At 70.0% G+C, this 20,301-nt stretch carries 16 protein-coding genes; 13 read left to right on the top strand and 3 right to left on the bottom strand.

The annotated features are described in order from the left end of the window. Positions 1–37: 37 nt before the first annotated feature. The 8 genes from Pmi06nite_RS21050 to Pmi06nite_RS21015 all read left to right on the top strand — a co-directional run bounded on the left by Pmi06nite_RS21050 (position 38) and on the right by Pmi06nite_RS21015 (position 9,822). A complete protein-coding gene (locus tag Pmi06nite_RS21050) occupies positions 38–1,501 on the top strand; it encodes a sugar ABC transporter ATP-binding protein (RefSeq protein WP_203954796.1) in 1,464 nt (487 codons plus the stop codon). Continuing rightward, positions 1,498–2,520: an ABC transporter permease gene (locus Pmi06nite_RS21045; protein ID WP_203954757.1), complete on the top strand. Its 1,023-nt coding sequence runs from the start codon at positions 1,498–1,500 to the stop codon at positions 2,518–2,520. The genes Pmi06nite_RS21050 and Pmi06nite_RS21045 overlap by 4 nt, the downstream gene beginning before the upstream one ends. Beyond that, positions 2,510–3,535, top strand: a complete 1,026-nt coding sequence (locus Pmi06nite_RS21040; protein WP_203954756.1) for an ABC transporter permease — start codon at positions 2,510–2,512, stop codon at positions 3,533–3,535. The genes Pmi06nite_RS21045 and Pmi06nite_RS21040 overlap by 11 nt, the downstream gene beginning before the upstream one ends. Positions 3,536–3,544: 9 nt before the next feature. Then, on the top strand, positions 3,545–4,627 hold the full coding sequence (rhaS, locus tag Pmi06nite_RS21035; protein ID WP_203954755.1) for a rhamnose ABC transporter substrate-binding protein: 1,083 nt from the start codon (positions 3,545–3,547) through the stop codon (positions 4,625–4,627). A gap of 60 nt (positions 4,628–4,687) precedes the next feature. Next, positions 4,688–5,020 (top strand): L-rhamnose mutarotase, encoded by a 333-nt coding sequence (locus Pmi06nite_RS21030; protein ID WP_203954754.1) that lies wholly within the window; start codon positions 4,688–4,690, stop codon positions 5,018–5,020. 50 nt (positions 5,021–5,070) lie between these two features. Then, complete coding sequence (gene rhaI / locus Pmi06nite_RS21025) at positions 5,071–6,222, top strand: L-rhamnose isomerase (protein WP_203954753.1); 1,152 nt, start codon at positions 5,071–5,073, stop codon at positions 6,220–6,222. A gap of 34 nt (positions 6,223–6,256) precedes the next feature. Then, positions 6,257–8,305: a bifunctional aldolase/short-chain dehydrogenase gene (locus Pmi06nite_RS21020; protein ID WP_203954752.1), complete on the top strand. Its 2,049-nt coding sequence runs from the start codon at positions 6,257–6,259 to the stop codon at positions 8,303–8,305. Between the two features lie 71 nt (positions 8,306–8,376). Next, positions 8,377–9,822 carry an L-fucose/L-arabinose isomerase family protein gene (locus Pmi06nite_RS21015; RefSeq protein ID WP_203954751.1) on the top strand — a complete coding sequence of 482 codons (1,446 nt, stop codon included), beginning with the start codon at positions 8,377–8,379 and terminating at the stop codon, positions 9,820–9,822. A 518-nt stretch (positions 9,823–10,340) separates the two neighbouring features. Here Pmi06nite_RS21015 and Pmi06nite_RS21010 read toward each other — a convergent pair. Then, the gene (locus tag Pmi06nite_RS21010) at positions 10,341–12,677 is read right to left on the bottom strand and encodes an ATP-binding protein (RefSeq protein WP_203954750.1); all 2,337 of its coding nucleotides are present in this window, start codon (positions 12,675–12,677) and stop codon (positions 10,341–10,343) included. A 121-nt stretch (positions 12,678–12,798) separates the two neighbouring features. Here Pmi06nite_RS21010 and Pmi06nite_RS42620 point away from each other — a divergent pair, with 121 nt between their 5' ends. After that, entirely contained in the window at positions 12,799–15,150 is a 2,352-nt protein-coding gene (locus tag Pmi06nite_RS42620; RefSeq protein WP_203954749.1) for an ATP-binding protein, read from the top strand. Here the strand turns inward: Pmi06nite_RS42620 and Pmi06nite_RS21000 are convergent. Both Pmi06nite_RS21000 and Pmi06nite_RS20995 read right to left on the bottom strand, forming a co-directional pair. Then, entirely contained in the window at positions 15,107–15,649 is a 543-nt protein-coding gene (locus Pmi06nite_RS21000; RefSeq protein WP_203954748.1) for an ATP-binding protein, read from the bottom strand. The genes Pmi06nite_RS42620 and Pmi06nite_RS21000 overlap by 44 nt on opposite strands. 8 nt (positions 15,650–15,657) lie before the next feature. Then, positions 15,658–15,852 (bottom strand): DUF5999 family protein, encoded by a 195-nt coding sequence (locus tag Pmi06nite_RS20995; RefSeq protein WP_203881702.1) that lies wholly within the window; start codon positions 15,850–15,852, stop codon positions 15,658–15,660. A 255-nt stretch (positions 15,853–16,107) separates the two neighbouring features. Here Pmi06nite_RS20995 and Pmi06nite_RS20990 point away from each other — a divergent pair, with 255 nt between their 5' ends. The 4 genes from Pmi06nite_RS20990 to Pmi06nite_RS20975 all read left to right on the top strand — a co-directional run bounded on the left by Pmi06nite_RS20990 (position 16,108) and on the right by Pmi06nite_RS20975 (position 20,256). Continuing rightward, positions 16,108–16,569 (top strand): PPOX class F420-dependent oxidoreductase, encoded by a 462-nt coding sequence (locus Pmi06nite_RS20990; protein ID WP_203954747.1) that lies wholly within the window; start codon positions 16,108–16,110, stop codon positions 16,567–16,569. Positions 16,570–16,707: 138 nt separating this feature from the next. Continuing rightward, on the top strand, positions 16,708–17,916 hold the full coding sequence (locus tag Pmi06nite_RS20985; protein WP_203954746.1) for a hypothetical protein: 1,209 nt from the start codon (positions 16,708–16,710) through the stop codon (positions 17,914–17,916). Further along, a complete protein-coding gene (locus tag Pmi06nite_RS20980; RefSeq protein ID WP_203954745.1) occupies positions 17,913–18,797 on the top strand; it encodes a helix-turn-helix transcriptional regulator in 885 nt (294 codons plus the stop codon). Before Pmi06nite_RS20985 ends, Pmi06nite_RS20980 begins: the two co-directional genes overlap by 4 nt. A gap of 196 nt (positions 18,798–18,993) precedes the next feature. After that, a complete protein-coding gene (locus Pmi06nite_RS20975; protein ID WP_203954744.1) occupies positions 18,994–20,256 on the top strand; it encodes a SpoIIE family protein phosphatase in 1,263 nt (420 codons plus the stop codon). Positions 20,257–20,301 lie beyond the last annotated feature (45 nt).

Raw genomic sequence — 20,301 nt, 5'->3', positions numbered from 1 at the left:
GACCGGGGACGCGCCACCTGTTCTGGCGCTCGCCGGGGTGAGCAAGTCCTTCGGGGCCGTCCGGGCTCTGCGCGAGGTCTCCCTCGAATTGCGCGCCGGAGAGGCCCACGCTCTCGCCGGCGAGAACGGGGCCGGGAAGTCGACCCTCGTGAAGACCCTCTCCGGCGTCCACCGTCCCGACTCGGGACAGGTCCTCATGGACGGGCAGCCCGTCGAGTTCCACAAGCCCGCGGACGCGCAGCGGCACGGTGTGGCGGTGATCTACCAGGAGCCGACGATGTTCCCCGACCTGTCGGTCGCCGAGAACATCTTCATCGGGCGGCAGCCCCGGGCGTCCCTCGGCCGGATCGACCGCGGCGAGATGCGCGCACGGGCGGCCGAGTTGTTCGCCCGACTCGGCGTCGCGCTCGATCCCGAACAGCCCGCGCGCGGCCTGTCCATCGCCGACCAGCAGCTCGTGGAGATCGCCAAGGCGCTGTCCCGGGACGCGCGGGTGCTGATCATGGACGAACCCACGGCGGCCCTGTCGGGCAACGAGGTGGCGCGGCTGTTCACCGTCGTCAAGGCACTGCGCGAGCAGGGCTGCGCGCTGTTGTTCATCTCCCACCGGCTGGATGAGATCTTCGAGCTCTGCCAGCAGGTCACGACGCTCCGCGACGGGGCCTGGATCGCCAGCGAACCGGTCGCCGGGCTCACCCACGAGGCGCTGATCCGCAGGATGGTCGGCCGGGACCTCGACACCCTCTACCCGAAACTCGACGCCGTCGCGGGAGAGGTCGCGCTCAAGGTCCACCGGCTCACCCGCGAGGGAGTGTTCACCGACGTCTCCTTCGAGGTGCGTCGCGGTGAGATCGTCGCCCTCGCCGGTCTGGTGGGCGCCGGCCGCAGCGAGGTGGCCCGGGCCGTGTTCGGAGTGGACCGCTGGGACGCCGGATGGGTGGAGGTGAACGGGCGGCGGCTGCCTCCCGCGTCGCCGACCGCCGCGATGTCCGCGGGCGTGGCACTGGTCCCCGAGGATCGCAGGCAGCAGGGCCTGGTGATGGACCAGTCGATCGAGCGCAACATCGGGCTCACCGGGCTGAAGGGTCTACGGCGCGGCCCGGTCATCTCCCGCGCCGCCGAGCGCGACCGTGCCCGTGACTGGGCGATCCGGCTGCAACTGAAGTTCAACCGGCTCTCGGACGCCGTGAACGTCCTGTCCGGCGGCAACCAGCAGAAGGTCGTGCTCGCCAAGTGGCTGTCGACCCGCCCGCAGGTGCTGATCATCGATGAGCCCACCCGGGGAATCGACGTGGGCACCAAGGCCGAGGTCCACCGGGTGCTGTCGGAGCTGGCCTCCGACGGCATGGCCGTACTGATGATCTCCTCCGAGCTGCCCGAGGTGCTGGGCATGGCGGACCGGGTGCTCGTCATGCAGGAAGGACGGCTGGTCGCCGACATTCCACGTGCGGACGCCACCGAGGAGAGCGTGATGACCGCTGCCACGGGGAGGGCCTCATGACCGCTGTGACCGCAGGGCGGAGCACCCGCGGGATCGTCGACCTGGTGTTCCGGGCCCGGGAGCTGAGCATCGTGGCGGCGCTGGCCGTCCTCGTCGCGGTGACCGCGGGAACCAACGGCAACTTCCTGTCCGCGCAGGGGCTGAAGGACATCTTCCTCAACGCCTCGATCCTCGCGCTGCTCGCCGTCGGCCAGTCCTTCGTCATCATCACGCGGAACATCGACCTGTCCGTCGGCTCGGTCGTCGGTCTCGTCGCGTTCACCGTCGGCGACGTCCTCGCCGCCGACCACGGGCTCGGCGTCGGCGTGGCGATCGTGCTCGGAATCGTGATCGGCGGGGTGTGCGGCCTGGTCAACGGCCTTCTCGTCAGTTTCGGCCGGGTGCCCGCGCTCGTCGTGACCCTGGGCACGCTGTACATCATCCAGGGGCTCGACCACGCGATCGCCCACGGACGGCAGATCAACGCGGTCGACCTGCCGGAGTCGGTGCTCTCGCTGGGCAACGGCAGCGTGCTCGGCATCCCGTACCTGCCGCTGATCGCCGTCATCGTGATGCTGGCGGTCGGCTACTACCTGCGCTCCTACGCCTCGGGACGGGACTTTTACGCGATCGGGTCGAGCCCCGAGGCCGCCGGGCTGGCCGGAGTGCCGGTGCGGCGCCGCGTGATGGCGGCCTACCTGCTCAGCGGTGGTCTCGCCGGTCTCGCCGGCGTGTTGTGGCTGGCGCGGTTCGGCACGGTCGTCGCCGACGACGCCCACGGTTGGGAGTTGCAGGTCGTCAGTGCCGTCGTCGTCGGCGGCGTCGCGATCACCGGCGGCGTCGGCACCGTGTACGGCGCGGCCCTGGGCGCGTTGCTGCTGACCACCATCACGAGCGCGCTGGTCGTGCTCAAGGTGAACCCCTTCTGGCAGCAGGCGATCACCGGGGCGCTCCTGCTCCTGGCGATCAGCGTGGACCGGCTGCTCGCCCTGCGCGTCGCGCGAATACTCCGGAGGAGGAACGCCAGACATGGCTCCTGACGTGACGGCCGTGAACTCCGCGCGCGCCCCGCTCAGCCGGTTTCTCCGCTGGGACGTGCTGGTCGGAATCCTGCTGGTGGTCGTCTTCATCGGCGGCGCCGCGGGGTCACCCGAGTTCGCCAACATCGACAACCTCTCCTTCGCTCTGGGGGACCTCGGCGAGATCGCTCTGATCGCCCTGGCGATGACGTTGCTCGTGGTCGCCGCCGAGGTGGACCTCTCCGTGGCGTCCGTCCTCGGCCTGTCCAGCGCGCTGGTCGGCAACCTCTGGGACGCGGGCTGGGCCATTGAGACGATCATACCGTTGGTGATCGTGGTCGGCGCGGTGTGCGGCCTGGTCAACGGGTTGCTGGTGACCAGGCTCGGGCTCCCGTCCCTCGCCGTGACGATCGGCACGCTGGCGCTCTACCGCGGCCTCGCGTTGGTCGTGCTCGGTGACCGGGCCATCGCGGAGTTCCCGCAGACGTACGTGAACCTGGCCGTGGGCGACGTCCCGGGCACGCCGATCCCGTATCCGGTGGCGGTGTTCGCGGTGCTGGCGGTGATCACCGCGGTCCTCCTGCACGCCACAGGCTTCGGCCGGGCGCTGTTCGCGATCGGCGCGCAGGTCGAGGCGGCGCACTTCGCGGGCATCCGGGTCAAGCGGATCAAGCTCATCCTCTTCGTGGTATCCGGAGTCGTCGCCGCGTTCGCCGGCGTCGTCTACACACTCCGGTACGGCAGCGCCCGTGCCGACAACGGCAGCGGGCTGGAACTGGCCGTCATCGCGGCCGTCCTGCTCGGCGGCGTCGACTTCGACGGCGGCAGGGGGACGCTCGGCGGCGTCATCGCCGGTGTGCTGCTGATCGGGCTGCTGCGCAATCTGCTCATGCTCAACGACGTCTCGACGGAGATCCAGTCCATCGTGACAGGACTGCTGCTGGTCATCTCAGTGATCACCCCACGTCTCGTCGCCGTCGCACGGCAACGAAGACGCGTTCCATCGCCGGTTGTGCCCACACCTCCCACCACCTGAGGAACACCTATGTTCACTTCGTCACGAAGGTTCACCTCGGCAGTCGCCATGGTCGGCCTGGTCTCACTCGGTCTAGCGGCCTGCGGCGGGACCACCAAGGAGTCCGTCTCCTCGCAGGCGCCCGCCGCGCCGGAACAGTCGTCGGCCACCGCGAACCCGAACGCTCCGCTCAAGGAAGGGCTGAAGATCGCCTTCCTGCCCAAGCAGATCAACAACCCGTACGAGACGATCGTCGACAAGGCGGGCATCGAGGCGGCGGCGGAGTACAAGGGAACGGCCAAGGAGGTCGGCCCCTCCGACGCGTCCGCGTCCTCGCAGGTGTCCTACATCAACACCCTGATCCAGCAGCAGCAGGATGCCATCCTCATCGCGGCCAACGACGCGAACGCGGTCTGCGGTCCGCTCAAGCAGGCCATGACCAAGGGCATCAAGGTCGTGTCCTACGACTCCGACGCGTCCAAGGACTGCCGCAACCTCTTCATCAACCAGGCGAGCTCCGAGGAGGTCGGCCGCAGCGAGGTGAAGATGCTCGCGGACATGATCGACCACAAGGGTGAGATCGCCGTCCTGTCGGCGACCGCCAACGCGACGAACCAGAACACCTGGATCGAGTTCATGAAGGACGAGCTCACCAAGCCCGAGTACAAGGACATGAAGCTGGTCAAGGTCGCGTACGGCGACGACGACGACCAGAAGTCCTTCCAGGAGACGCAGGGCCTCCTACAGGCCTACCCCGACCTGAAGGGCATCATCGCCCCGACGACGGTCGGCATCGCGGCCGCCGCCCGGTACGTCTCCGGGTCCAAGTACAAGGGCAAGATCGTGGTCACCGGTCTCGGCACGCCGAACCAGATGCGGGAGTTCGTCAAGAACGGCACCGTCGAGAAGTTCGCGCTGTGGAACCCCAAGGACCTGGGCTACCTCGCCAGCTACGCCGCGGCCTCGCTCGCCTCCGGGCAGATCACCGGCGCCGAGGGAGAGAAGTTCAAGGCCGGCAAGCTCGGCGAGTTCACCATCGGCAAGGACGGTGAGGTCATCCTCGGCCCGCCCTTCACCTTCGACGCCCAGAACATCGACGACTTCGACTACTGACCACCCCACGGGTACGGCGTGCCGGCGTCGGCACGCCGTGCCCGCAGAGGAGATTCCACCATGCAGCGTGTCTGCTTCCTGCTGAAGGTCAGGCCTGAGCGGCTCGAAGAGTACCGCGAGCGTCACAGCGCGGTCTGGCCCGAGATGCGGGCCGCCCTCAGCGAGACCGGCTGGCACAACTACTCGCTCTTCCTGCGGGAGGACGGCCTGCTGGTCGGCTACCTCGAGACCGACGACTTCGAGGCGGCCCGCGCCGCGATGGCCGAGCGGGACGTCAACGCCCGCTGGCAGGCGGAGATGGCGCCGTTCTTCGAGGGCCTTTCTTCTGACCACGGGGACGGCGCACCCGACGAGGGCATGGTCGCCCTCCGCGAAGTCTTCCATCTCGACTGATCCGTACTGGACGTACTGGACGTACTGAAACCGACTGAATCGGGGATTCCATGAGCGACATCAAGGCGGCGTTGCGGCGGCAGCACATCGAGACGCCTTCCTGGGCGTACGCCAACAGCGGCACGCGGTTCAAGGTGTTCGCCCAGGAGGGCGTGCCCCGCGACCCGTACGAGAAGCTCGCGGACGCGGCCCAGGTGCACGCGTTCACGGGGGTGGCGCCGACGGTCGCCCTGCACATCCCGTGGGACAAGGTCGAGGACTACTCCGACCTCGCCCGGCATGCGACCGGCCTGGGCGTGCGGATCGGCGCCATCAACTCCAACGTCTTCCAGGACGACGACTACCGGCTCGGCAGCGTCACCAATCCCGACCCGGCGGTGCGGCGCAAGGCGCTGGACCACCTGCTGGAGTGCGTGGACATCATGGACCAGACCGGGTCGGACACCCTCAAGCTGTGGTTCTCCGACGGGACGAACTACCCCGGCCAGGATGACATCCGCTCCCGGCAGGACCGGCTGGCCGAGGCCCTGTCCGCGGTGTACGACAGGCTGGGCGACGACCAGCGCTTCCTGCTGGAGTACAAGCTCTTCGAGCCGGCGTTCTACGCGACCGACGTGCCCGACTGGGGCACGGCCTACGCCCACTGCGTCCGCCTCGGGCCGAAGGCTCAGGTGGTCGTGGACACCGGTCACCACGCGCCCGGGACGAACATCGAGTTCATCGTGGCGTTCCTGCTGCGCGAGGGGAAGCTCGGCGGCTTCGACTTCAACTCCCGGTTCTACGCCGACGACGACTTGATGGTCGGGGCGGCCGATCCGTTCCAGCTGTTCAGGATCATGTACGAGGTGATCCGCGGCGGCGGGTACACGGCCGACGTGGCGTTCATGCTCGACCAGTGCCACAACATCGAGCCCAAGATCCCCGGCCAGATCCGCTCGGTCATGAACGTGCAGGAGGCCACCGCCAAGGCGCTGCTCGTCGACGCCGACGCCCTGGCCGCCGCGCAGGCGGAGGGCGACGTCCTGGGAGCCAACGCGGTCCTGATGGACGCCTACAACACCGACGTCCGCCCGCTGCTCGCCTCGATGCGCGAGGAGATGGGCCTGGACCCCGAGCCGATGAAGGCCTACGCCCGCTCGGGCTACTTCGCGAAGATTCGGACAGAAAGGGTGGGCGGCCACCAGGCCGGCTGGGGCGCCTAACCGGTGCTTATCACCGATATAGGGGGGAAATATCATGACCACGCCGGTTGAGCAGTTGCTCCAGCGTGCGCACACTCTCGGGGCCGATCCCCGCAACACCAACTTCGCCGGGGGCAACGCCTCGGCCAAGGGGGAGGCCGTCGACCCGGTCACCGGATCCGCCGTCGAGCTCATGTGGGTCAAGGGATCGGGGGGCGACCTCGGCACGCTCACCGAGGCGGGCCTGGCCGTACTGAGGCTGGACCGGCTGCGCGCCCTCGCCGGCGTCTATCCCGGTGTCGAGCGCGAGGACGAGATGGTCGCGGCCTTCGACTTCTGCGCCTTCGGCAAGGGGGGCGCGGCGCCGTCGATCGACACGGCGATGCACGGCCTCCTCGACGCGGCGCACGTCGACCACCTCCACCCCGACGCGGGCATCGCGATCGCCACGGCCGCCGACGGCGAAGAGCTCACCCGGCGGATCTTCGGTGACCGGGTGGTGTGGGTGCCGTGGCGGCGGCCCGGGTTCCAGCTCGGCCTCGACATCGCCGGGATCAAGGAGGCCAACCCGCAGGCCGTGGGCGTCGTCCTGGGCGGGCACGGCATCACCGCATGGGGTGAGACGTCGGCGGAGTGCGAGGCCAACTCGCTGTGGATGATCCGTACGGCCGAGGCGTACATCGCGGACAACGGCGCGGCCGAGCCGTTCGGGCCGGTCAAACCGGGTTACGAGCCCCCGGCCGACGAGGAGAGGCGCGAGCGCGCCGCGGCCCTGTTCCCGGTGATCCGGGGACTGTGCTCGACCGACGCTCCCCAGGTGGGCCACTACACCGCGACCCCCGAGGTGCTGGACTTCCTCGCCCGCGAGCGGCATCCCGAGCTCGCCGCGCTCGGGACGTCGTGCCCGGACCACTTCCTGCGGACGAAGGTCGCCCCGCTGGTCGTCGACCTCCCGGCGGGCGCTCCCGTCGAGGACGTGATCGGCCGCCTCCGTGAGCTGCACGCCGCCTACCGCGAGGCCTACCGGGCCTACTACGAGCGGCACGCCACCGCGAGCTCTCCCGCGATGCGCGGGGCCGACCCGGCGATCGTGCTGGTGCCCGGCGTCGGCATGTTCTCCTTCGGCAAGGACAAGCAGACCGCCCGGGTGGCGGGCGAGTTCTACGTCAACGCCGTCAACGTGATGCGCGGCGCGGAGGCGCTGTCCACCTACGCCCCGATCGAGGAGTCGGAGAAGTTCCGGATCGAGTACTGGGAGCTCGAGGAGGCCAAGCTGCGGCGCATGCCGGCGCCCAAGCCCCTGGCCACGCGGGTCGCGCTGGTCACGGGCGGCGGGTCGGGCATCGGAGCCGCCACCGCCCGCCGGCTGGCCGCCGAGGGAGCCTGCGTGGTCGTCGCCGACCGTGACCTCGGGGCCGCGGAGAAGGTCGCCGCCGAGCTCGGGGCCAGGGCGTACCGGCCGGAGGACGTCGCGACGGCCGTACAGGTCGACGTCACCGACGAGGCGCAGATCGTCTCCGCCGTACGGCAGGCCGTGCTCGCCTTCGGCGGGATCGACCTGATCGTCAACAACGCGGGGCTGTCGCTCTCCCGGTCCCTGCTGGAGACCACGGTGGACGACTGGGACCTCCAGCACGACGTCATGGCCCGCGGCTCGTTCCTGGTCACCAGGGAGAGCGCCCGGGTGATGATCGCTCAGCACATGGGCGGCGACATCGTCTACATCGCCTCCAAGAACGCCGTCTTCGCCGGGCCCAACAACGTGGCGTACGGCGCCGCCAAGGCCGACCAGGCCCATCAGGTGCGGCTGCTCGCGGCCGAGCTGGGCGAGCACGGCATCCGGGTCAACGGGATCAACCCCGACGGGGTGGTCCGGGGCTCCGGCATCTTCGCGTCCGGGTGGGGGGCCAACCGCGCGGCCGTCTACGGCGTGCCCGAGGAGAAGCTCGGCGAGTTCTACGCGCAGCGGACGCTGCTCAAGCGTGAGGTGCTCCCCGAGCACATCGCCGCCGCCGTCTTCGCCGTCACCGGTGGAGACCTCTCCCTCACCACAGGGCTGCACATCCCCGTGGACGCGGGGGTGGCCGCCGCGTTCCTGCGCTGATCAGGGGGCTGAATCCAGGGGACAGACCCGGCCCGCCGACGACGGCGCGCCGGTTTCCGAGAGGAGAGAGCATGACCACCGAACCCGACCACGTGACCGTCCCCCGCACCAGGGTGGGGCTCGTCGCCGGGGGGCTGGGTGCCTACTGGCCGCAGTTCCCCGATCTGTTGCCGCAGCTCCAGCGGTCGGCCGCGCGTGTCAGCGAGCGGATGCGCGCGCTCGGCTGCGACGTGGTCGACGCCGGATTCGTCTCCGACGCGCAGGAGGGCGACGCCGCGGCGGAGAAGCTGCGTGAGGCCGGCTGCGACATCATCGTCGGCTTCCTCACCACCTACATGACCGCGACCATGCTCGTGCCGGTGGCCCAGCGCACCGGCGCACCCGTCTTGCTGATCAACCTTCAGCCGACCGAGTCGATGGACCATGAGACCTTCGACACCGGTCAGTGGCTGGCGTACTGCGGGGCCTGCCCCCTGCCGGAGATGGCCAACGCCTTCATGCGCGTCGGCATCCCGTTCCGGTCCGTCTCCGGTTATCTGGAGGACGAGCGGGCCTGGACCAAGATCGGCCGATGGGTGAAAGCCGCGGGTGTGCGGGCGGCGCTGCGACGCGGACGGCACGGCCTGATGGGGCACCTCTACCCGGGCATGCTCGACGTGGCCACCGACCTCACCCTGGTCTCCGCCAACTTCGGCGGGCACGTCGAGGTGCTGGAGTTCGACGATCTGCGCGTACGCGTCGAGAAGGTGACCGACTCGGAGATCAAGGGCCGGATGGATCTCGCGAGGGACGTCTTCGAGTTGGCCGACACGGTCAACGACGACGACTTCTCGTGGGCGGCCCGCGTGTCCGTCGGGCTCGACCGGCTGGTGGACGACTTCGGGCTGGACAGCCTGGCCTACTACCACCGCGGCCTCGACGGCGAGGTCCACGAGCGGCTGGGGGCGGGCATGATCCTCGGCGCCTCGCTGCTCACGGCGCGCGGCGTTCCGGCGGTCGGCGAATACGAGCTGCGCACGTCACTGGCCATGCTGATCATGGACAGGCTGGGCGGGGGCGGCTCGTTCACCGAGTTCCAGGCACTCGACTTCGCCAGGGGACACGTCGAGATGGGCCACGACGGTCCGGCTCACCTGGCCATCAGCTCCCGGCGGCCGTTGCTGCGCGGGCTCGGCGTCTACCACGGCAAGCGCGGGTGGGGCGTGTCGGTCGAGTTCGACGTCACCCACGGCCCGGTCACCGCTTTCGGGCTGATCCAGAAGCGGGACGGCACGTTCGGCTTCGTGGCGTCCGAGGGCGAGGTGGTCGGCGGGCCGCTCCTGAAGATCGGCAACACGACCTCCCGGGTCGACTTCGGCTGCGATCCCGGGGAGTGGACCGACGCCTGGAGTGCGACGGGCATCTCCCATCACTGGGCCCTCGGCACCGGCCACCGCATCGCCGAGTTGCGGGCGCTCGCCGATCTTCTCGCCATCGACCTGACCGAACCCCTTGTTGGTGATCACGCCCCTTGTTGATGATCATGCACAGGTTCGGCAACGTACGCGCTGACCTGCCCAAACCTCCCGCGTGATCATGCACAGGTTCTTGAACATGTCGCGTGACCTGCCTAAACCCCCGGCGTGATCATGCACAGGTTCTTGGATATGTGACCTGACCTGCGCGAACACCGTTCGTGATCATGCACGGATTCGGCCGGAGTGCCCTCTGTCTGGTGAAACGCAATGCGTGATCATGCAGAGGGCGATGGCGCCGGGATCGGCATTCACCTGTCCGGAGGTGGGTTCGGGTCGTGAATGCGCCGGGCGCTCGGTCGGGTCACACCGTACGGAGCCTTGCGTGTGCATGATCACGCTGGATGTTCGCGCACGTCACACCATGCCTGCCAGAACCTGTGCATGATCACGGGCGGTGTTCGCGCAGGTCAGGTCATGCGGGACCGAACCTGTGCATGATCACGCCGGGGGTTTGGGCAGGTCAGCCCATACGCCGCCGAACCTGTGCATGATCACGGCCAAGGGGTGGGGGTGGGGCGTCAGGTGCCGTCTTGTTCGGCTTTTTGGGCGGTCATCCACGCCGCGATCTGGGCGCGTGAGGTGTAGCCCAGCTTGGCCAGGATGTGCTCGACGTGGCCCTCCGCCGTCCGCTGGGCGACCACGAGGGCGGCGGCGATCTCCTTGTTGCTCAGGCCCTGGGAGATCAGTTCGGCGATCTCCAGTTCGCGTGCGGTCAGCGGTGACGCCGCCGAGGCGGTCGCCTCCGCCTCCTCGCTCGACGGCTCGGCCCCGAGCGCCTCCGCGACGGCCTCTTCCAGAGTCAGCCGTCCGCCCTGCTGCATCGCGCGGGCGAGTCTCTTGGCGCCGAGTTGGTTCTCGAGGGCGGCGACGCACTCCTCATGCTGCTCGACATACCTTCCCATCCGCAGCGTGGAGACGCCGACCGTGCGGGCGATGGCGTCGGCCGCGCCGAGCATGCGGGCCGCCTTCGTGTGGTGCCCCTCCGCGGAGAGGATCCAGGCGAGGACCTCGACGGCCGTCGCCAGGCTCAGCCTGTCGTCGAACGCCCTGCCGAGCAGCAGGCCCTCCCGCGCCGCCGCCGTGGCACGTTCGTTGTCGCCCTGCCGCCACAGGTGGATGGCGAATATCGCCAGGGTCCAGGCGCGGCACCAGCTCTCGTCGCGGTCGGCGGACAGCGCGAGTCCCTGCTCGAACAGCTCTCCCGCGCGCGCCCGGTCACCGAGGCAGCCGGTCGCGTCCGCCAGGGCGAGCAGCGCGGTCGCGACCGCGAAGCCGTCGCCCACGGCGGTGAGCAGGGTGACGGCCTCCTCGAGCAGCGGAACCGCCTGCTCGAAGTCGCCGCGGTTGTGCGCCGCCTTGCCCGAGACCAGGCACACCTGGGACAGGCTCACCGGATCATCCAGCTCGCGGGCCAGGTCCCGGGCCTGCTCCAGCAGCGGCTCGCCCGCGGCGGCGTCCCCCTGGGTGAACGCCAGCCATGCCGTGGTGCACAACCCCTGAGCGCGGGCGGCGGTGCGGTCAGGGTCCGCGTCCAGCATGTGGCCGATCCAGTGGCGGCCCTGGATGAACAGCGAGTTGGGAAGCCAGTGGGGCCGGTGCAGGTCGGTGGCCATGCGGAGTCCGATCGCGGCCTCTCCAGGCTCCCGCAGGCAGAACTCCAGCGCGGCCCGGAGGTTGGCCTGCTCCTGTCTGAGCCGGCCGAACCAGGAGACCTGCCGGGGTCCGAACCACTCGGCGGCCGCCTGGCCGGTGAGCCGGAGGTAGAAGTCCCGGTGCCGGCGCGCCAGCGCCCGGCGCTCGTCGGGTCCGGGCTCCCGGGTCCTGGCGAACTCGCGCAGGGTCTCCAGCATGCGGTACCTGACGTCGCCCGCGTGCTCCTCCCTGAGCAGCAGCGACTTGTCCACCACGGCGTCGAGGAGGTCGAGGACGTCCTCGCGGGCGATGCCGTCGCCCGAGCAGACGGCCTCGGCGGCTTCGAGATCGAAATGGCCCGGAAAGATCGACATTCGCGTCCACAACGTCCGCTCGGCGGGCGACAACAACTGGAAGCTCCAGTCGATCAGGGCGTGCAACGTCCGCTGGCGCGGCACCGCCGTACGGCTCCCGCCGGTGAGCCAGCGGTAGCGGTCGTCGAGGCGCTCGACGAGCCCGTCCACCGACAACGTCCGCAGCCGGACGGCGGCGAGCTCGATCGCGAGAGGGATGCCGTCCAGCCTGCGGCACAGGGTGGCCACCGCCTCGCGGTTGCCGTCGTCCAGCGTGAATCCGGGCAGGACGGCCGCCGCGCGCTCGGTGAAGAGGGTGACCGCGTCGTAGCGCTCCAGGGCCTTCAGCGTCCGGGCGCCGTCGGACTCCGGCACCGGGAGCGGCGCGACCCGCATGACACGTTCACCCATGATCCCGAGCGACTGCCGGCTCGTCGTGAGGATCCGGAGCTCGGGGATGCCGCGCAGGAGGGTGTCGGCGAGCGTGGCCACGGCGTCGAGGAGGTGCTCGCAGTTGTCGAGGACGAGCAACGTCCGGCGGGTGGAGAGGAATTCCGACAGCGCCCGAACGGTGGACCCCGTGGTCTGGTCGCGCAGGCCCACGGTCGCCGCGACCGTCTGGCCCACCAGAGCGGGATCGTCGAGCCCGCTCAGGTCGGCCAGCCAGACCTCGTCGAAGGCGCGGTGCTGCTCGAAGGCGGCGCGGAGCGCGAGCCGGGTCTTGCCGACTCCGCCCACGCCGGTGAGGGTCACCAGGCGCGAGACGGACAGAAGCCGCCTGATCTCCGCGAGCTCGTGCCTGCGACCCACGAAGCTCGTCACGTCGGCGGGAAGATTGCCGACCTGCCGCGTGAACGCCGTACCGGCCATGATTTTTAACGCTAGGCGGCGGGAAGTGCCTGGTCAAACCGGATCGGTGTGGTTTGGGGCAGAAATGTACCCTGAATATGGCAGGGCATAATTCGCTCGAGATCGGGGTGGCCGAAGCGGTATGACCGCGGTGCTACCGGGAGCCTCGACGCGGCGGCCCTCGGGGCTGCCCGCCGAGGTGACGAGTTTCGTGGGGCGTCGGCACGAGATGGCCGAGGTCCGGCGGCTGCTGTCCGGCTCGCGCGTCGTGACCCTCACCGGTGTGGGCGGGGTCGGCAAGACGCGATTGGCGCTGCGAGCGGCCGCCGACGCGCGCAGACAGTTCCCCGACGGCGTCTGGCTGGTCGAACTCGCCGGGCTGGACGACGCCGACCTGCTCGCGCAGACCCTCGCGGAGGGCCTGGAGATCCGTGACTTCTCCCGGATGCCTCCTTCCGACCTGATCGTCGAGCATCTGGCGGACAGACAGGCGCTGATCGTGCTCGACAACTGCGAGCACCTGCTGATGGAGTGCGCCGTCCTCGTGGACACGCTGGTCCGGGCCCTTCCCGACCTGCGTGTGCTGGCGACGAGCAGGCAACCGCTCGGCATCGCCAGCGAGCAGACGCTCCACCTCGCCCCGTTGCCGGTCCGGGAGGCCTCGCCGCTCGCGTCGGAGGCGCTCGTGGAATCCGACGCCATCCAGTTGTTCGCCGAGCGCGCGGCGGCCGTGGTTCCGTACTTCGAAGTGACGCCGGACAACCAGGAGGTCGTCGCGGCGATCTGCCGCCGGCTCGACGGCCTGCCACTCGCGATCGAACTCGCCGCGGCGCGGCTGCGCGCCCTGTCGGCGGAGCAGGTCCTCACCCGGCTGGACGACAGGTTCCGCCTGCTCACCTCGGGATCGAGGGTGGCGCTGCCCCGCCAGCGGACGCTCCGTGCGCTGATGGACTGGAGCTACGAGTTGTGCACGGAACAGGAGAGGCTCCTGTGGCAGCGGATCTCGGTGTTCGCGGGCGGTCTGGACCTCGAGGCCGCCGAGGAGGTGTGCTCGGGAGACGGCATCGCGAGGGGGGACGTCCTCGACGTGGTGACCGGGCTGGTGGACAAGTCGGTGCTGGCCAGGGAGGAGCAGCAGGGGGCGGTCCGCTACCGGCTACTGGAGACCGTCCGGCAGTACGGCAGGGAGCATCTCGTCGCCACCGGCCAGGAGCCCGCTCTGCGACGGCGGCACTGCGATCATTACCGGGCCGTGGCCGCCCGCGCGCGTGCCGAGCTGTTCGGTCCCGCGCAGGTGGACTGGTTCCTGCGCCTTTCCACTGAACACGCCAACCTGCGCAACGCCCTGGAGTACTGCTTCGCCGACCCGAGCCGCCGCGGCGAGGGCCTCGCGATGACGACCGACCTGCTCTATCACTGGATCAGCGGCTACTACCTCGGAGAGGGCCGGCGCTGGCTGGAGGAGGGCCTGGCACAGGAAGCGGCGCCGGATGAGGAGCGGGGCAGGGCGTTGTGGGCCGCCACCTGGGTCGCCCTCGTCCAGGCGGACATCCCGTCGGCGGCGGCCCTGATCGAGGAGGCCGGCTCCGTGGCGGAGGCGCTCGGGTCCGAGAGCCTGCTCGCCTACGTCACCCTCTTCCAGGGCATGGTCGCCACGTGCCGCGGCGAGGCCGAGACGTCGATCAAGCTGCACCACGAGGCGGTGGAACTGCAGCGATGCGCGGGGGACCCGCTGGGCCTCGCGCTCGCGCTCATCCGGCTGTCCCTCGTGCACTCCGTCGTGGGGGAGGACCTGCTGGCGGTGTCCGACGCCGAGGAGGCCGTGGCGATCTGTGAGGCCCATGGGGAGAGGTGGCACCGGGCGTACGCGATGGCGGCCATGGGCATCGGGGTCTGGCGCCTCGGCGACTCCCGGCGGGCCGCGGTGCTGGAGAAGGAGAGCCTCAGGTTCAACGACGCGCTCGACGACGCGCTCGGAGTCGCGATCGGCCTGGAGGCGTTGGCCTGGATCGCCGCGGGTGAGGAGCGGTACGAGCGGGCCGCCCGCCTGCTGGGCGCTCTGAAGGGCGTATGGGGTGTGCTGGGTGCCCCGCTGTCGGGATTCGGCCATCTCGCCTGCTACCACGACGAATGTGAGGAGCGGACGCTCCGGGCGCTGGGCGAGCAGGATTTCCGGGCCGCGGTCAGGGACGGCGCCGCGTTGCCGTACGAAGAGGTGATCACCTACGCGTTGCAGGAGGAGGCGGTCGGCGCGAAGCCGGTGGAGCCGGCCGCCCGCCTGGCTCCGCTGACGCGGAGGGAGACGGAGATCGCCGAGCTCGTCTCGCGGGGACTCAGCAACAAGGAGATCGCGGCGGCGCTGGTGATCTCACAGCGCACGGCCGAAGGTCATATCGAGCACATCTTGAACAAACTGGGATTCAACTCGCGGGCGCAGGTCGCCGCGTGGCTCAGTGAGCGGAGGGGGAACCCGCGGGCAGTTCGAACCACATGACCTTGCCGGTGGGGGTGCGGGAACCACCCCAGCAGCAGGCCAGTGTGTCGAGCAGGCAGAGGCCGCGGCCGCCTTCGTCGTCGTGTCCCGCGCAGTACGCGCTCGGCAGCACCGTGCCCGCGTCCTCGACCTCGCAGCGCAGCAGGCCCTCCATGGTCGAGAGCGTCAGTCCGACCGGTCCGTGCGCGTGGCACAGGGCGTTGGTGACCAGTTCGCTGACGAGCAACTCGGCGACGTCGGCGACTTCTTCCATGCCCCAGGCCGCCAACCGATCGCGGGTGAGCCGCCGTGCCCTGGCGACAGAACGGGCATTGGCCGCCAGCGGCCAGAACGACATTTGCACCTCGGGTCCTTCAACCATGATCACACGATGCCGTCGGCGGGTGGCGGTCCACCGCTCCCGGGCGGCGGCGTGCTGCTCGCCGCGAATGGGTGAGAAACACATGGACGTCCCCACCCGCCAGGGCGGGTTGCCTGCCTTGGCGTGGAGAGACGTCATGATCTGGGTCATGCCGCGACGCCCACACTCGCACGGTGGGCCGGGATGCTGCTTCCGTCGGGCAGGAGCTCACCGGTGTCATCGAAGAGCACGACGCCGTTGCACAGGAGGCCCCATCCCTGCTCGGGGTGGAAGGCGACCAGATGTGCGGCTTCACGATCGGAGGCGGTGGCGGGTGGGCACGGAGGCTGGTGCTGGCACATGATTCGTTCCCTTGGTCCTCGCTGAGGATAGATGGGACTTTCTTGACGACGTTTTCAGCATCTCGCGTCCGAGTGCTGGTAGAGCACGGGGAAAACCCCCGTATCGGTACCCATTCCGCCCTACGTAGGTAGTGCGTATCCCTGCAAGCACCCCTGAAAGTAGATCCTATTTCTCCCCTCTACCCATATTTAGCCCAGATTGTCATGATTTGGCGGGTCTGAGCAGGCCCTGGGGGGCTCACTAGAGTTGACCGTATGAGCCCAAAGATCGCGACCGCGGACACCGTCACCCGTGAGCAGCTTCTCGAATTCCTCCGGGAACGGCACCGGGCGATCGTCATCACGACACGGCGTGACGGTCTCCCGCAGGCGTCGCCCGTCACGTGCGGCGTCGACGCGGAGGGCCGGATCGTCGTCTCGACCTATCCCGAACGGGCCAAGACCCGCAACGCCCGCCGGTCCGAGCAGGTGAGCGTGGTCGTCCTGTCGGACGACTTCGACGGCCCGTGGGTCCAGGTGGACGGCACCGCCGAGGTCATCGACATGCCCGAGGCCGTGGAGCCGCTGGTGGACTACTACCGCTCGATCGCGGGTGAGCATCCCGACTGGGACGAGTACCGCGCGGCCATGGAGCGCCAGGGCAAGTCGCTGCTCCGCATCACCCCCACCCGCTGGGGCCCGGTCGCCACCGGCGGCTTCCCCGCGCGCCTCGCCTAGGTTCTCCCTCGCCTCGCCGAGGTTCCCGTGAACCTCACCTGCCCCCGGGGCGTCATCCTTACTGGTCGGTAGAGCCGCCCCTTCACCATGAGGACGCAGGCCCGCCGGCAGTGACCTGACGCGCGGAGAGGGGATGGGGTGCGGCTTCGGTCTGGCGTGGCGAGATCGGGGGACCTGGCCGGGTACTACCGCGCCGAGCGATACCGGTCCGCGCGCGAGCGGATGGAATGGTCCCTCGCCCGCATCTTCCTGTTGTTCCGCCTGCTTCACGTCTTCCAGATGGCCGGCACCGCCGTCGACATGCTTCATCGGCTCGACCCGGTGGCCGGCGCCGCGGTCCTGGTCATCGGCGGCGGCGAGACGGTGTGGCTGTTCGCCCGGATCATCCGCAGGAGAGAGTACGGCGGAGGTCTGACGGCGGGCGTCGACCTCGGCAGCGGCGTCCTGATGCTGGTGATCGCGGGGCTCGGCGCTCCGGCGGCGGATCGGCCGGAGGCGCTCGCCCCGCTGGTCTTCTGGACGACCGACCAGATCAGCGGCGCGGCGCTGTCCCGCAACCTCCGGATCCTCGTCGCGGGGACCGCCTCCATCACCGCCCTCTATCTCGGGGTCGTCCTTCTCGGGGTGCCGGCCGAGGCGCTGGAGTCCGCGACCATCATCGCGGCCAGCGGTTTCGTGGTGCTCGCCACGGTGATCGAGCGGGGGGCCGCCTACCTGCGGCGCACGGCTGCGGATCTGGCCGACCTGAGCCGCCGGGCGGCCGAGGAACGGGCCTATCTCCAGCTCGCCTCGGAGCTGTACAACCATTGGGGCAACACCCTGCTCAAGGTCACGGCCCACGACTGTGCCCGCGTCGGCGAGTTCGACGAGCTCCGCCAGATGCTGCGGGCCGACTACGCCCGCCTGCGCGTGTTCTTCGACACGGGGATGGCCGCCGACCGCACGTCCCTGCTGCGCATCCTGCACAGGGAGATCCTCGACGCCCGTGACAGGCGCCTGATCGCCGAGCCCGTCATCTCGGAGAACTTCCGGGAGTACGCCGCGACCGTGCCGGAACGGGTGCAGCTCATCTTCGCGGAGGCCCTGCGGGCGGTCCTGCTGAACGTCACCGACCACGCCCGTACGGACCACACCTACGTCCGTGCCGACATACGAGGAGGCAGGGCCGCCGTCGCGGTCACCGATCATGGGCCGGGGTTCCCGGACAAGCCGGTCCTGGGCAGCCTCAACGCGATCAAGGCCCGCCTCCAGTCGCTGGGCGGTGACCTTACCTTGCCTTCCATCCCGGGGGACACCAAGGTGATCATCGAGTTCCCGCTGGCCGCCGTCGCGGAGGAGGCGAGATGAGCGATCCCCTCGCCGTGGCCGTGGTGGACGCGCATGCCGCGATGCGCGACGCGATCGTCGAGACGCTGGACGCGGACGCCCGGTTCGAGGTCGTGCTCAAGGCCCACGACATCCCGTCGTTGTCCGCGTCCACAGCCGAATTCGACGTGTGCCTGCTCGACATGACGGTCGACGGCCACCAGGAGGACGCCGTCGGCGAGGTGCTGACCCGGCACCCCACGGTCGTCTGGACCGACCGCGTCGACTGGCAGATCCAGGTCCGGGCGCTCGCCATGGGCGCCCTGAGCGTGTTGCCGAGGGCGGCGGGACATCCGGACAGCGTGGCCACTGCGCTCGTGCACGCGGGCGAAGGTGAGGCCCACCTTTCGCCGCAACTCGCGTCCGCGCTCCTGGACGCCGCGGCTTCGGGCGCGCTCGCCTGGTCGGGCCCGCAGACGGCGCTGCTCACGGAACTCACGTACGGCACGCGTCCCGATGTCGCGAGCGAGCGCGCGGGGCTGTCCCCGGCCCGCTTCGCCGCGGAGCGGAGCGCGATCATCGCCGCCTGCCGCGCGACGCCGCTGGAACGGCTGGACCCCCGGCACGTCGTCCCGATCGGCTCCATGGAACGGCCTCGCCTGATCGAGAGGCTGACCGAGCGGCAGATTCAGATTCTGGCGATGCTGGCCGACGGGTACAGCAGGTCGGCCGTGGCGGCCGAGTTGCACATCTCGCCGAAGACGCTGGAAAGCCACCTCGCCAACGTCCTGGTGAAGATCCACGTTGCGCGGGCGTCGACGGCGGAGCGCCTCCTGCTCGCGATGTACTTCACCGAGCGGCACCGCAATCCCCACCGCCTGTGGGAGACCCGAATCGGTGGGCTGATCGCCGGTGAGGAGTGACGGGGCCTTCCGCTGGAGCCGTTTTTAAGATCACAATGCCCTTTCGGCCCTTTTCGGGCCGATTAGGGGCTAGACCTCATGCGGGCACGGCCGTCAGGCCTGATCCTGGGTGAGCTGCGTACGCCGTACGGCCGGCGGACGGACCTTCTGGAGAAAGAGGTAGCGAGATCTTCGGCGACACCCCGGGGCGGGCTGAGTGATTGTCACGCTTGCGGCCTCGGCTGTCGTGGCGGGTCTCGTGATCTGCGGGATCATCGCGTTCGCGGCCAGCGAGAACAGGGGCGTCCAGTACGTGCGCGGCATGGAGCGGTGGACCCCGCCGCGTGGCCGACTGGGTGCGGGTGGGGACGAGACCCTGCCGGGCGGCACCGCGGGGGCACGCCCGGCAGGAGCAGTGGCGACGGGCGAGGGCGGCGACGCCGCGGATGAGACCGCCCAGGATGAAGACGACCCGGACGAAAACGGCCCAGATGAAAGCGACGTGGACGATGCCCGGGAGGTGCACGGCCAGGGCGGCGACGGCCCGGACGAAGGCCACCTGAACGGGGACCAGAACGGGGACCAGAACGGGGACCAGAACGGGGACCAGAACGGCGGCGACGGGACGGCGGGGGCCCACGACTGGTCCGGCCTGCCGCTGGCCCCGCTGGTGGCCCCTCCGCGCCCGGCATTGGACGACGGTGTCCCCCGGCGTAGCCCCGACGCGGTCGGGCGCCGGGCCCTGCGCTCGCGGCCCGGCGGGGACCCGCGGCCGGTTCCCCTGGTGAAGTTCGACGCGGCCGGCCGTACGAACGCGGGGAACCAGGGTGACAACGCGGACGGCTACCTCATCCAGGAGCAGTTGATCGCGATGGCCGACGGGATCACCCGGGCGACCGAGAGTCGCTGGGCGTCGGCCCTCGCTCTCGGGGCGGTCGTGGCCGACCAGGCGGGGAACTCGCTCGATCCGTTGCAGGCGCTCCGCGACAGCCTGGAGTTCGCCAACGCCACCCTGCGTGGGAAGGGCGAGGAGGCCCCCGAACTGGCCGGGATGGCGACGTCCCTCGACGTGGTGCTCCTGGCCGAGATCGCCGGCGCGTGGGCTCTGGTCTCCGCGCACGTCGGCAGCGGGAGCATCTTCCTGTTCACCTCGCCCGACGAGGGAGAGATGCTGACGACCCCGCACTCCGTGGGGCTGGACCCGATCGTCCGGGCCGTCGGCGCGGCCGACCAGGTGACCGGCGACGTGGAGAGCACGGCCGTGCGGCCGGGCGCCCTGGTGGTGCTCGCCTCCAACGGCCTGACCGGCGTGTTGTCGTTTCCCGAGATCCAGGCCGTCGTCGGCCGGTACTTCCACGCCGCCCCGCAGGCGTGCGCGGAGGTCCTGCTGCGGCTGGCCTACCGCCATGGCCCGAAGGACGACGTGACGGTGGTCGTGGCCCGGGTGGTCAGGGTGACCGGGTACGTCTGGGGCTCCTGACCCCCTGGCGGGCCGGCACCTGCGCGGGCGGGCGGCCCGCCGGCA

This window comes from Planotetraspora mira, from assembly GCF_016863275.1.
GTDB classification, from domain to species: domain Bacteria; phylum Actinomycetota; class Actinomycetes; order Streptosporangiales; family Streptosporangiaceae; genus Planotetraspora; species Planotetraspora mira.
The sequence above is the reverse complement of the archived record's forward strand: the minus strand, read 5'-3'. Positions and strand labels throughout refer to the sequence as shown.

Coding starts and splice junctions, on each gene's coding strand:
- Pmi06nite_RS21045 (WP_203954757.1), top strand. CDS start 1,498: ATGACCGCTGTGACCGCAGGGCGGAGCACCCGCGGGATCGTCGACCTG.
- Pmi06nite_RS21040 (WP_203954756.1), top strand. CDS start 2,510: ATGGCTCCTGACGTGACGGCCGTGAACTCCGCGCGCGCCCCGCTCAGC.
- rhaS (WP_203954755.1), top strand. CDS start 3,545: ATGTTCACTTCGTCACGAAGGTTCACCTCGGCAGTCGCCATGGTCGGC.
- Pmi06nite_RS21030 (WP_203954754.1), top strand. CDS start 4,688: ATGCAGCGTGTCTGCTTCCTGCTGAAGGTCAGGCCTGAGCGGCTCGAA.
- rhaI (WP_203954753.1), top strand. CDS start 5,071: ATGAGCGACATCAAGGCGGCGTTGCGGCGGCAGCACATCGAGACGCCT.
- Pmi06nite_RS21020 (WP_203954752.1), top strand. CDS start 6,257: ATGACCACGCCGGTTGAGCAGTTGCTCCAGCGTGCGCACACTCTCGGG.
- Pmi06nite_RS21015 (WP_203954751.1), top strand. CDS start 8,377: ATGACCACCGAACCCGACCACGTGACCGTCCCCCGCACCAGGGTGGGG.
- Pmi06nite_RS21010 (WP_203954750.1), bottom strand. CDS start 12,677: ATGGCCGGTACGGCGTTCACGCGGCAGGTCGGCAATCTTCCCGCCGAC.
- Pmi06nite_RS42620 (WP_203954749.1), top strand. CDS start 12,799: ATGACCGCGGTGCTACCGGGAGCCTCGACGCGGCGGCCCTCGGGGCTG.
- Pmi06nite_RS21000 (WP_203954748.1), bottom strand. CDS start 15,649: ATGACGTCTCTCCACGCCAAGGCAGGCAACCCGCCCTGGCGGGTGGGG.
- Pmi06nite_RS20995 (WP_203881702.1), bottom strand. CDS start 15,852: ATGTGCCAGCACCAGCCTCCGTGCCCACCCGCCACCGCCTCCGATCGT.
- Pmi06nite_RS20990 (WP_203954747.1), top strand. CDS start 16,108: ATGAGCCCAAAGATCGCGACCGCGGACACCGTCACCCGTGAGCAGCTT.
- Pmi06nite_RS20980 (WP_203954745.1), top strand. CDS start 17,913: ATGAGCGATCCCCTCGCCGTGGCCGTGGTGGACGCGCATGCCGCGATG.